General features: G+C 67.2%; 11 protein-coding genes. 7 read left to right on the plus strand and 4 right to left on the minus strand.

All coding sequences use genetic code 11. The features are described from left to right. Nucleotides 1-10: 10 nt before the first annotated feature. The 4 genes from N6C22_RS02570 (at nt 11) to N6C22_RS02585 (ending at nt 3,638) form a co-directional block, all read left to right on the plus strand. Nucleotides 11-925 carry an ABC transporter ATP-binding protein gene (locus N6C22_RS02570; protein WP_261649176.1) on the plus strand — a complete coding sequence of 305 codons (915 nt, stop codon included), beginning with the start codon at nt 11-13 and terminating at the stop codon, nt 923-925. Further along, on the plus strand, nt 922-1,788 hold the full coding sequence (locus N6C22_RS02575) for an ABC transporter permease (protein WP_261649177.1): 867 nt from the start codon (nt 922-924) through the stop codon (nt 1,786-1,788). Before N6C22_RS02570 ends, N6C22_RS02575 begins: the two co-directional genes overlap by 4 nt. Nucleotides 1,789-1,854: 66 nt before the next feature. Beyond that, nucleotides 1,855-2,805: an ABC transporter ATP-binding protein gene (locus tag N6C22_RS02580; protein WP_261649178.1), complete on the plus strand. Its 951-nt coding sequence runs from the start codon at nt 1,855-1,857 to the stop codon at nt 2,803-2,805. Next, nucleotides 2,802-3,638 carry an ABC transporter permease gene (locus N6C22_RS02585; protein ID WP_261649179.1) on the plus strand — a complete coding sequence of 279 codons (837 nt, stop codon included), beginning with the start codon at nt 2,802-2,804 and terminating at the stop codon, nt 3,636-3,638. Before N6C22_RS02580 ends, N6C22_RS02585 begins: the two co-directional genes overlap by 4 nt. Nucleotides 3,639-3,713: 75 nt before the next feature. Here N6C22_RS02585 and N6C22_RS02590 read toward each other — a convergent pair whose 3' ends face one another. Then, nucleotides 3,714-4,376 carry an HAD-IA family hydrolase gene (locus tag N6C22_RS02590; protein WP_261649182.1) on the minus strand — a complete coding sequence of 221 codons (663 nt, stop codon included), beginning with the start codon at nt 4,374-4,376 and terminating at the stop codon, nt 3,714-3,716. A 95-nt stretch (nt 4,377-4,471) separates the two neighbouring features. Here N6C22_RS02590 and N6C22_RS02595 point away from each other — a divergent pair, with 95 nt between their 5' ends. Both N6C22_RS02595 and N6C22_RS02600 read left to right on the plus strand, forming a co-directional pair. Further along, nucleotides 4,472-5,149, plus strand: coding sequence for a helix-turn-helix domain-containing protein (locus N6C22_RS02595; RefSeq protein ID WP_261649183.1), 678 nt, complete (start codon nt 4,472-4,474; stop codon nt 5,147-5,149). A gap of 38 nt (nt 5,150-5,187) precedes the next feature. Then, on the plus strand, nt 5,188-5,958 hold the full coding sequence (locus tag N6C22_RS02600) for an SDR family oxidoreductase (protein WP_261649185.1): 771 nt from the start codon (nt 5,188-5,190) through the stop codon (nt 5,956-5,958). Nucleotides 5,959-6,026: 68 nt separating this feature from the next. Here the strand turns inward: N6C22_RS02600 and ligA are convergent, their stop codons facing one another. Further along, a complete protein-coding gene (gene ligA, locus N6C22_RS02605; protein ID WP_261649187.1) occupies nt 6,027-8,114 on the minus strand; it encodes an NAD-dependent DNA ligase LigA in 2,088 nt (695 codons plus the stop codon). A gap of 52 nt (nt 8,115-8,166) precedes the next feature. After that, nucleotides 8,167-8,718 (minus strand): hypothetical protein, encoded by a 552-nt coding sequence (locus N6C22_RS02610; protein ID WP_261649188.1) that lies wholly within the window; start codon nt 8,716-8,718, stop codon nt 8,167-8,169. Between the two features lie 313 nt (nt 8,719-9,031). Here N6C22_RS02610 and N6C22_RS02615 point away from each other — a divergent pair, with 313 nt between their 5' ends. Next, nucleotides 9,032-10,483: an aldehyde dehydrogenase gene (locus N6C22_RS02615; RefSeq protein WP_261649189.1), complete on the plus strand. Its 1,452-nt coding sequence runs from the start codon at nt 9,032-9,034 to the stop codon at nt 10,481-10,483. Nucleotide 10,484: 1 nt separating this feature from the next. Here N6C22_RS02615 and N6C22_RS02620 read toward each other — a convergent pair whose 3' ends face one another. Next, nucleotides 10,485-10,922 (minus strand): SRPBCC domain-containing protein, encoded by a 438-nt coding sequence (locus N6C22_RS02620; protein ID WP_261649190.1) that lies wholly within the window; start codon nt 10,920-10,922, stop codon nt 10,485-10,487. Nucleotides 10,923-11,212: the final 290 nt, after the last annotated feature.

Consider the following 11,212-nt stretch of genomic DNA (forward strand, 5'->3'; position numbering starts at 1 on the left):
CACGCTAGCAATGCCCGCCATCGAACTCGACAGCGTCACCAAGCGCTTCGACGAGGTCCTCGCGCTCGACTCGCTCTCCATGACCGTCGAGGAGGGGGAGGTGTTCGGCTTCCTTGGGCCCAACGGGGCCGGGAAGTCGACCACCATCGACATCCTCCTCGACTTCATCCGCCCGACAGCCGGTGGCTGCCGGGTCCTCGGCATCGACCCACAGCAGGATTCGGAAGCGGTTCGCCAGCGCGTCGGCGTCCTCCCCGACGGCTACCACGTCTACGACCGGCTCACGGGCCGCCAGCACGTCCAGTTCGCAATCGACTCGAAGAACGCGAGTGACGACCCGCTCGACCTGCTGGAGCGTGTCGGCATCGCCGAGGCCGCCGACCGCAAAGCCGGCGGCTACTCGAAGGGGATGACCCAGCGCCTCGTCCTCGCGATGGCCCTCGTCGGTGAGCCGGACCTGCTCGTCCTCGACGAACCCACCACAGGGCTGGACCCCAATGGCGCTCGCCAGATGCGCGAGATAATCCGGGAGGAGTCGGCCCGCGGCGCGACCGTGTTCTTCTCCAGCCACATCCTGGAGCAGGTCGAGGCCGTCTGTGACCGCGTCGCCATCCTCCGGTCGGGACAACTGGTCGCCGTCGACAGCATCGACAACCTCCGCGAGGGGATGACCGGAACCGCCGAGACGCTGACGGTGACGACCGCCGAGCCGGTCGACGAGACGGCCCAGGACGCCGTTCGAGAGATAGAGGGCGTCGCCTCGCTCTCGGCGGCCGGCCGGGAACTCATCGTCTCGCTCTCGGCCAACGTGAAGATGGAGGTGCTCGGGACGCTGGAGGAGTGGAACGTCGACGTGCAGGACTTCTCGACCGAGGAGACCTCGCTCGAAGAGCTGTTCGTGCGGTACACGGAGGCCGAAGCATGAGCTGGCTGGTCGTCGCGAAGAAGGACTTCCAGGACGCGGTCCGGTCGAAGGTGCTCTGGGGTATCTCGGCGCTGTTCATCCTGCTCATGGCGGGGACGGTGGCGGTGTTCTCGCTCACGGAGGGGCTGTTCGAGGCGGGCGGCCCGGGCGGCGGTCCTGCCGGGCCGGGTGCCGCCGGCGTCAACTTCGGCCCGTTCCTCTTCCTCGCCAGTGCGACCACGCTGTTCGTCACCATCACGGCGCTCGTGACGTGTCACAAGTCGGTCGCGGGCGAGCGTGACTCGGGAAGTCTGAAGCTCCTGCTCGGGCTGCCACACTCCCGGCTCGACGTCCTGCTCGGGAAGACGGTCGGCAGAACCGCGGTGCTCGCACTGCCCATCCTGCTCGGGTTCGTGTTCTCGTACCTCGTCGCGCTGGGCTACGGCGTCGACTTCCCGCTCGGGGAGTACGTCCTGTTCGCCCTCCTGACCGTGTTGTTCGCGTTCGTCTACGTGAGCATCGTCGTCGGCGTATCGGCCACGACCGGCTCCAGCTCGCGGGCGACCACGCTCGCGATTGGCATCTTCTTCGTGTTCGAGATTATGTGGGACGTGGTGCCGACTGGCATTCTCTTCCTCGTCAGCGGCTTCTCGCTCCCCGTCAACCCCGCGAACTACCCGGCGTGGTACTACCTCGTGACGTGGCTCGCCCCCAGCGGCGCGTACAACGCGGCCCGCGAGGCCGTTCTGCCGGAATCCGCGGCGGTGTCGCTCCCGGCCGAGGCGTGGTTCCTCGAACCCGGTCTCGGCTTCGCATTCCTGGGGTTCTGGGTCGTCGTCTCGCTCGGGCTTGGCTACCTCCGGTTCGAGCGCGCCGACCTCTGACGGTGCCCGACGCCGGCACCGCGACCCGGAAGAAGACCTATACAACCGGCGAGAGATGACTGGCGCATGGCCGCCATCGACTGCCGGGGCGTCACCAAGCGCTACGGCGCAGTCACCGCCCTCTGCGACCTCGACCTCACGGTCGAATCCGGCGAGGTGTTCGGCTTCCTGGGCCCCAACGGGGCCGGGAAGTCGACCACCATCGACATCCTGTTGAACTACACCTACCCGACCGCAGGCGAGGTGGAAGTCCTCGGGATGGACGCCGAGGCGGAGACTGTCGCGGTGCGCGAACGGACCGGCGTCCTCCCCGACGGCTACGGCCCGCTCGGGGAGATGACAGGACGAGAGCACGTCGAGTTCGCCATCGAGGCGAAACAGGGGTACGAGGAGCCGATGGCCCTGCTGGAGCGCGTCGGCATCCCCGACGCCGCCGACCGGCCCGCCACGGGCTACTCGAAGGGGATGCGCCAGCGCCTCATGCTCGCGATGGCGCTGGCCGGCGAACCCGACCTCCTCATCCTCGACGAACCGTCGACCGGGCTGGACCCGGCCGGCGCACGGGAGATGCGCCAGATCGTCCTCGAAGAGGCAGACCGCGGCGCGACCGTGTTCTTCTCCAGCCACATCCTCGAACAGGTCGAGGCGGTGTGCGACCGGGTCGGCATCCTGAGCGAGGGCCGCCTCGTCGCCATCGACACCATCGACGGACTGCGAGATGCGGCCGGCGCGACCGGGCAGGTGACGGTCCACCTCGATTCGGTACCCGACAGCCTGCCGGGGAGCATCCGGGCGCTCGACGGCGTCTCTTCGGTCGAGGCGTCGGACCGGACCCTCACCGTGGGCTGTGAGAACCGGGCGAAGGGGATGGTCGTCCAGGCCTGCTACAACGCCGGTGCGACCGTCGAGAACCTCGAGACGAGCCAGGCCTCGCTGGAGGACCTGTTCGTCGCCTACACCCAGGACGGCGGCGGTCGGCGCACCCGCGAGACCGCCACCCCGGAGGCAGAGCGATGAGGTGGCGACTGGTCGCCGAGAAGGACTTTCACGACAGCCGGCGCTCGCGGAGCCTCTACGTCGGTGGGGTGCTGTTCGCGCTGCTCGGCCTCGCCATCGGCTACGCCTACGGGAGCAACCTGACACCCGCCTCGACCGGCGCACAGCTCGTCTCGATACTGCTGGCGGGGTTCGTCTACATCACGCCCCTGCTCGGGCTGACGTTCGCCCAGGGCGACATCGTCACGAAACGCGCCGACGGCGAGCTCAAGGTGCTCCTCGGGCTGCCGTTCTCCCGCGGCGACTTCCTCCTCGGGACGTTCGTCGGCCGTCTCGCCGTGGTGCTCACGCTCACGCTGACCCCGTTCGTGCTGTCACATCTCGTCGCTGCGCTGTTCCTCGCCCCGTTCGACCTCCCCTACACCGTGCTGTCGCTGCTGACGCTCTCCGTGCTGGCGGTCATCTTCGTCGGCCTCGCGACGGCCTTCTCGGCCGCGTTCAGCGGTCGCGCACTGACGGTCACGGCCGCCTTCGGCGTCTTCTTGCTCTTCTTCCTCCGCATCTGGCGGTTCATCCCGGTCGTCGCCCTCTACCTGGCGAACGGGTTCTCGTTCCCGACGACGACGCCCACCTGGGCCCGGGTGTTCGTCGAGTTCGGCCCCCTCGTATCGCTCCGGAATCTCGTCGTCGCGCTCGACCCGAAGCTCGGGTTCGGCTTCGGCTTCGTCGGGACCACCGTCCCACCGAACCCACCCTGGTACCAGCAGCCGGCCGTCGCAGCCGTGGTTCTCGGCCTCTGGGCCACTGTCCCGCTCGGACTCGCGTACGTTCGGTTCCGGAATGCCGACCTCTGAGTGTCCGGCCGAACCCCTCTATTTCCACTGGAGGTTGAGAGCTCTTGTCACGGGCCCTGAAAGAAAGTAGTGGGGTCAGCCACCGACGATGTCGGCCACCCCGTGGAGGTCCGTCACCTCGTAGGTCGCCGCCTCGGTGAGTTCCGTGTCCCGGCTGTGTTCGCGCCGGACGAACACCGAATCCATGCCGGCGCGGTGGGCCGCGAGTACGTCGGTATCGCTATCGCCCACGTAGAGCGCCGAGTCGCCGCCAATGTCGGCCATCGCCCGGTCGAGGTAGTGCGTGTTCGGCTTCTTCCTGGTCAGGCTGTCGATGGTCATCTCGCGGCCGTAGTAGGTGTCGAAGACGTCGTGGAGGCCGAAGTGGTCGAGGATGAATTCGATGGTGCTGTGGTGGTTGCTGCTCACGACCCCCATGGGCTGGTCGAGGTCGGTGATGGCCGTCACGTCGTCGTAGGTGTCCCGGGTGCCGTCGCGGAACTTCGCGAACTGCGAGCGCTCGTCGTACTCCTCGCGGGCCGTCCACAGCTCCGCCGGGTCGAGGTCGTATTCTGTGGCGATATCGCGGAGGCCATCGGGAAACACGCCGCCGCAGAGGTACTCGACGTGGGCCTGTTCCGGGGAGTCGACGCCGACCGCCGCGAAGGCGTCCCGGATGGCCGCGGCCTGCGTTTCCGCGGCCGGCGGGTCGACGAGGACGCCGTCGTTGTCGAAGAGGACCGTATCGTACGCTGTCACGTGTCGAGGGTACCGGGGGGTGGCAGTTGGGTGTTTCGGGGGTGTCCGTGGTTCTCGACGACGAGGACTATGTAGCCCGACGCCGAGTTCCCACCATGGCAATCGTCGCAGAGATACTCCTCCGGTCGCAGGACCTCCCCCTGGTCCGCCTCGCAGGCTCGCTGCCGAACGGCGAGATATCGCTCTCGAACGCCATCCCGATGGAAGACGACACGTACCTGTTCATGGTCAGCGTGGAGGAGACCTCACACGAGGCGTTCCAGTCGGGACTGCATCGGCAACCCGAAATCGACGACTGGACGGAGATCGGCCGGACTGCGGAGGGCTGGTTCTACCAGGTGTTCGTCGACGCCGACCCGTCCCTGTTCGACGCGCACGACCCGGCCGAATTCGCGGGCGTCATGCTGGAGGCGACCATCACCGGTGAGGGCGTGGTCGAACGGAAGGTGTTCTCGGACTTCGACTCGTTCACTACGTTCCAGGACTGGTGTGCCATGGCCGACCTCTCGCTCGACCTGCTGAACATCGCCACGGACCCCGAGAATCCCGAGGAACGCGCCCGGTTCGGCCTCACCGACAGACAGTACAGAGCGGTGTCGCTCGCGTTCGCTGGCGGGTACTACGACTCGCCGCGGGGAATGTCGACGCAGGAACTCGCCGACGAACTCGGTATCTCGGCGGCGTCCGCCTCCGACCTCCTTCGCCGGGCCGAACACCAGTTGCTGAGCCAGACGCTCGGACCGAAGCAGCACTTAAACACGCTTACTGCCTAGCAGATGACTCTCCCGTCCGACGCCGGTAGCGATACGTGATGTCAGACGAGACAACTTCGACAGGACTGGCCCAGCGCTCACTCGACGACGACGTGGCAATCGTGACCGGTGCGTCCTCCGGAATCGGTGAGGCGACCGCCGAGGCGCTTGCTGCGGCGGGCGCGACGGTCGTTCTCGCGGCCCGCCGCCTCGACGAACTGGAGACCCTCGCGGACCGTATCGAATCCGATGGCGGCGACGCGCTCGTCGTCCAGACCGACGTGACCGAGGAGGACGACATCGACGAACTCGTCGAGACGACCACCGACGAGTTCGGGCGTATCGACATCCTGGTCAACAACGCGGGTGTGATGCTCCTCGAACCGCTCGAACGCGCCGAGCGCTCGAACCTCCGCCAGATGGTCGAGGTCAACCTCCTCGGGCTGATGAACCTCACCCACGCCGTGTTGCCGACCATGCAGGAGCAGGGGACGGGCCACGTCGTGAACGTCTCCTCCGTCGCGGGCCGCCGCGCCCGGGCCAACGTGAGCGGGTACAACGCGACGAAGTTCGGCGTCAACGCCTTCACGGAGGCGGTCCGGCAGGAGGTCACGACCGAGAACATCCGGACGACCATCATCGAACCGGGCGCGGTCGAGACGGAACTGCCGACCCACATCACCGACGAACAGGTGCTGGAACAGCTCGCGGAGATGGAGATGCCGACGCTCGCGCCCGACGACATCGCCCGCTCCATCGTGTACGCGACGACGCAGCCAGAACACGTGAACGTGGCCGAGCTGATGGTCATGCCGACCGGACAGGAGTAGACTCGATACCTACCAGACGACCACTCTTCTTCGGGTCGCCAGTAGCACCGGGAGCGAGGTCGTTCCCGCTACGCTTCGACCCACTCTGTCACGCCGTGGTCTTCCAGCACCTCCCTGAACCCATCCTCGTCGATGGTCGGCACGTCGTTCGCGTCGGCGTCGTCGCGCTTGGACTGCCCCGGATTGTCGCCGATGACGAGGTAGTCGGTGTTGCCCGACACCGAGGAGGTGGCGCTGCCGCCGTGGCGCTCCACGAGGTCCTGGAATTCGCTCCTGGATTCCGAGAGCGACCCGGTGAACACGAACGTCAGCCCCTCCAGTTCGTCGGCTCCCGCGACTTCGTAGGGCTGTGGGTCGACACCCGCCGCGTGCAGGTCGTCGAGGACGCGCTGGTTCGCCTCGCTCTGGAAGAAGTCGACGATGGTCTCGGCGACGATGGGGCCGATGTCCTCGATACCCCGAAGACGCTCCTCGTCGCCGGCTTCGGCGGCCTCGCGCAGCGCCTCGAACGTCTCGAACTCGCCGGCGAGGGCGCGGGCGGTCTCCGGGCCGACCTTCTGGATGCCCAGTGCGGCGAGGAAGTCCGGTAACTCGGGTTCCTTCGTCCGCTCTATCTCCGCCAGTAGCTTCTCGGCGCTGCGCTCGCCCCAGCCTTCGAGTTCGACGAGTTCCGACTCGGTCAGGCGGTAGAGGTCCGCGATGCCGTCGGTGACCAGCCCGGCTTCGGCGAACTGCTCGACGGTCTCCTCGCCGAGTCCTTCGATGTCGAGACCGGTGTCGCTCCCGTAGTGCTCCACGGAGCGTTTCAACTGCGCCGGGCAGCCGAGGCCGCCCGAGCAGAACGCCATCGGCCCGTCGCGCTCGATGACGCTGTCACAGACCGGGCACGTCTCGGGCAGCTCGAAGTGGCCCTCGCTGTGTTTCTCGACGACCTCGGCGACGTAGGGAATCACGTCCCCGGCGCGTTCGAGGCGAATCTCGTCGCCGACGTTCAGGTTCATCTCCTCGATCTCGCTCGGGTTGTGCAGGCTGGCCCGCGAGACCGTCACGCCGCCCACGTCGACCGGCTCGAGCAGGGCGACCGGGGTGATGCGCCCGGTCCGGCCGACCTGCACCGCGATGTTCGCCAGCGTCGTGACCTCGGTCCGGGCGGGGAACTTGTAGGCGTAGGCCCACCGGGAGGCCCGGGCGGTCGCACCCAGTTCGTCCTGTTTGGCCACGTCGTCGACCTTGATGACCACGCCGTCTATCTCGTAGTCGAGGTCGTCGCGTTCCTCGAGCAGCCGGTCGCGGTAGGCGATGGCGTCCTCGACGTCGCAGTCGGTCTCGACCCGGTCGTTCAGGGGCAGGCCCATGTCGGGGAACGCCGCCAGCGCCTCGGAGTGGGTCTCCCACCCGTCGGAGGCGTCCAGCACGTCGAAGAAGAAGATGGAGAGGGGGCGTTCCGCGACCACGCTCGGGTCCTGCTGGCGGATGGTGCCCGCGGTCGCGTTTCGGGGGTTCGCGAAGGGGTCGTCGCCGCGTTCGACGCGCTCCTTGTTGTACGCCTGGAACGCTTCCTTCGGCATGTATACCTCGCCCCGGACCGCCAGATAGTCGGGATAGTCCCCGCGCAGGCGCTGGGGGAGCGCGCCGATGGTTCTCGCATTCCTCGTCACGTCGTCGCCCTCGTAGCCGTCGCCGCGGGTCGCGGCCCGGGTGAGCGTCCCGTCCTCGTAGATGACCTCGAGGGAGACCCCGTCGAACTTCGGCTCGCAGACGTAGGTCACGTCGCCGACGGCCCGGCGAACCCGTTTGTCGAACTCCCGTACGTCCTGTTCCTCTCCCGACGAATCGATGGAGAGCATCGGCGCGACGTGTTCGACCGTCTCGAAGCGGTCGACCGGTTCGCCGCCGACCCGTCGAGTCGGGGAGTCCTCGGTCTGGAGGTCGAATTCGTCCTCGAGTTCTTGCAGGCGCGAGAACAGCGCGTCGTAGACGCGGTCCGGAATCAGGGGGTCTGCCTGGACGTAGTAGCGCTGGTCGTGGTAGTGAAGCGCCGCACGAAGCTGGGCGGCCTGCTCGCGCGCTGTCTCTTCGTCGACCGCCGAAACCGGCTCGAAGTCTGTCGGTGGGTCCGAAACGTAGGGATTGTCCGCGAGTTCGGCCTCGTTCATTGGTCTCGCCTTCGCTTTGGTCGAATGTAAATGACCCTTCTCGTCCCGACCGTCAGCGGTGCAGCCACCGCCCCAGCACCAGCAGTGGCACCCACACCACGCCGAAGAACAGCGCCGCGACGCCGGCCCCGAGGACGTTGTCGATTGCCCTGTCGAACGACCCCGACAGCAGCTGCTCGGGGAGCGTCGGGAGCGCGAGACTCACCGGGAAGAACATGACCGGGAGCGCCAGCAGCTGCAGGGCGAGGCCGACCGCGTCCCGCAGGGAGTCCTCGCGGGCGACGAGGAAGGTCCCGACGACCCACGCCACGAACCCGACCGGAAGCGCGACCCAGCCGAGCGTGATGGTCGCGAGGAACGTGGCGGGCCCGAGGACCAGACCGGCGAGGACGCCGACCGCGCTGGTCCCGAGTTCGGTGCCGAGGCGCTCGTCACCCGGCGAGTGCGACGGCCGTTCTCGGGTCAGCGCGGCTTTCAGGCGTTCCGCGTCGTCGCGCGGGCCGAAGTCGACCTCGCAGTGCATGCAGTGGCGGCTCGTCGTCCCGACACGACCGCCACACTCCGAGCACCGGTAGTCCGCAGTCACGTGGGGTCCCCCCGCCATAGTTACCGACAGTTCGTGTGCCAGGGTCTTGAGCGTGAAGGGGAGTCTCGCACCCCTCTACAGGCGTGCTACCGTCGCAGCAACCAGCCCGCGACCAGCAAGGGGACCCACACCACGGCGAGGAAGAGTTCCAGGAACACCAGTGCGGTGAGCCCGCCGACCAGCCCGGCGATGACGCCGACCACGAGGGATTCGGTGTTCCAGGCTGAGGCTGTGCGCCGGACGCCCGGTACAGGGTAATCGGAACTGGTTACTGCTGTGGCATTAATTGCCATCCAGTAAACCTAATTGGCTTGCTTTCGAACCGCCGGACATGTCCTACGACGGCCCGACACAGCTGTACATCGACGGCGAGTGGACCGACGCCGCGTCCGGCGAGACCATCGAGACGTTCGACCCGGCCACGGAGGAGCAGTACGCGGAGGTTTCCTGCGCCGGCCGCGAGGACGTCGACCGCGCCGTAGACGCTGCAGAGCGCGCCGCTTCGCGCGACTCCGAGTGGCGGCGCATGGGTCCGGGCGAGCGCGGCCGGAAGCTCGACGCGATGGCCGACGCCATCGAGGAGATGAAAGACGAGATCGTCCTCGTCGAGTCCCACGACAACGGGAAGACGCCGTTCGAGGCCTCTATCGACGTGGGGATGGTCGTCAAGACGTTCCGGTACTACGCCGGCTGGACCGACAAGGTGACCGGCTCGACGGTCCCCGTCGACGGCCCGCGCCTGAACTACACCCGCCGCGAACCCCTCGGGGTCACCGCCCACGTCTCGCCGTGGAATTACCCGTTCCAGCTCGCGGGGCGCTCGCTCGCCCCGGCGCTGGCCTGCGGGAACACCTGCATCCTGAAACCCTCCAGCCAGACGCCGCTGTCGGCGCTGTACTACGCGAAGGCCGCCGAGGAGGCCGGCCTGCCCGATGGCGTGATGAACGTCCTGCCTGGCGAGGGTAGCGAGGCGGGCGACGCCCTGACGACCCACGAGGGCGTCGAACACGTCGCGTTCACGGGCTCGACCGAGATCGGCAAGCGGGTCATGGAGTCCGCCGCCGAGAACGTCACCGGAGTCACGCTCGAACTCGGTGGGAAGGGTCCACAGCTCGTCTTCCCCGACGCCGACCTCGACGACGCGGCCGGCGGCGTCCGCAACGGCATCTTCATGAACTGCGGACAGATGTGCTGGGCCGGCTCGCGCCTGGTCGTCCACGAGGACGTCCACGACGAGGTGGTCGACCGGGTGGTCGAGATGGCCGAGTCCACGCCGCTGGGCTCCGGCATCGACGACGACGGCCGGATGGGCCCGCTCGTGTCCGCCGACCAGTTCGAGACGGTCGCCGAGTACGTGAACGAGGCGAAAGCACAGGGTGCGACCATCGCCACCGGCGGCGGTCGCCCCGCCGACAAGGAGGACGGCTACTTCTTCGAGCCGACGGTCCTCACCGACGTCACGAACGACATGACCGTCGCCCGTGAGGAGATATTCGGGCCGGTCCTCTCGGTCATCGAGGTCGAGAGCGAGGAGGAGGCACTCGAAATCGCCAACGACTCGCCGTTCGGGCTGATGGCCGGCATCTGGACGAACGACATCACCCGCGGGCACCGCCTCGCGGAGAACCTGGACTACGGGATGGTCTCCATCAACGAGTACCCGGTCACGTTCCCCCAGACGCCCTTCGGCGGCTACAAGCAGTCCGGCAACGGCCGCGAGCAGGGCGAAGAGGCCATCCGCGAGTACACGCAGGTCAAGAACGTGAACGTCAACCTCGGCTGAGCTAGAGCACGACCAGTGATTCGGTGCGCTCCTTCAGCGCCTGGTTCATCGCCTCTATCCCGTCACGAATCGACGCCTCGCTGAACATCTGGTCGGCCGAGATGCCGGTGAAGGAGACGCGCTGGACGACGCGAGTCTCTGCGTCGTCACTCGGCTCCAGTTCGATGGTGTGACGCTCGTGGAACAGCCTCGGTGCGAGGTACTGGGCGCTCCACTCGAGCACCTCGTTCTCGATGACCGTGTCGAGCTGTGGTGCGAGTCGAATCGTCCGTCCACCCTGTGCAGTGAGTCGGATCTCGACTCGGCTTCCCTCCGTGGCGGCCCCGCTCGCGGCCGTGATGTACGGGTTCCACTCCGAGTACTGCTCGAAGTCGGTCAGAACCGTCCAGACGACATCGACAGGGGCATCGATTTCGATAGCCGCCTCGACTTCGTTCATACCTGAGAGAGGTGCCGGGAGATGATGACGATACCGAACCGGGCGTGGAACGACCGGAGATGTATACGATTCCTGTCGTTCCAAGGGACTGGGAATCGGCGTGTCACTCTTTGTCCCTGGCCGGTCGTTTCCTAGCTGGGCCGCGACGAACCGTTCGGTGCTCACACCCACCCCGAACTGCCACCGTCGCCCCACCGAAGCCACGCGATACCGGGGCCCTGCCCGATGTCGCGCTGCGAACCCACCGAGCTACCACATCTCTCTCACCTTTTGGCTCTTCCATCGCTTGC

Source organism: Haloarchaeobius sp. HME9146 (assembly GCF_025399835.1).
Lineage (GTDB): Archaea > Halobacteriota > Halobacteria > Halobacteriales > Natrialbaceae > Haloarchaeobius.

Excerpts from the sequence above, each read along its gene's own strand:
- ligA (WP_261649187.1), bottom strand. The coding sequence starts at position 8,114 with ATGAACGAGGCCGAACTCGCGGACAATCCCTACGTTTCGGACCCACCG.
- N6C22_RS02575 (WP_261649177.1), top strand. The coding sequence starts at position 922 with ATGAGCTGGCTGGTCGTCGCGAAGAAGGACTTCCAGGACGCGGTCCGG.
- N6C22_RS02615 (WP_261649189.1), top strand. The coding sequence starts at position 9,032 with ATGTCCTACGACGGCCCGACACAGCTGTACATCGACGGCGAGTGGACC.
- N6C22_RS02610 (WP_261649188.1), bottom strand. The coding sequence starts at position 8,718 with ATGGCGGGGGGACCCCACGTGACTGCGGACTACCGGTGCTCGGAGTGT.
- N6C22_RS02600 (WP_261649185.1), top strand. The coding sequence starts at position 5,188 with ATGTCAGACGAGACAACTTCGACAGGACTGGCCCAGCGCTCACTCGAC.
- N6C22_RS02570 (WP_261649176.1), top strand. The coding sequence starts at position 11 with ATGCCCGCCATCGAACTCGACAGCGTCACCAAGCGCTTCGACGAGGTC.
- N6C22_RS02595 (WP_261649183.1), top strand. The coding sequence starts at position 4,472 with ATGGCAATCGTCGCAGAGATACTCCTCCGGTCGCAGGACCTCCCCCTG.
- N6C22_RS02580 (WP_261649178.1), top strand. The coding sequence starts at position 1,855 with ATGGCCGCCATCGACTGCCGGGGCGTCACCAAGCGCTACGGCGCAGTC.
- N6C22_RS02585 (WP_261649179.1), top strand. The coding sequence starts at position 2,802 with ATGAGGTGGCGACTGGTCGCCGAGAAGGACTTTCACGACAGCCGGCGC.
- N6C22_RS02620 (WP_261649190.1), bottom strand. The coding sequence starts at position 10,922 with ATGAACGAAGTCGAGGCGGCTATCGAAATCGATGCCCCTGTCGATGTC.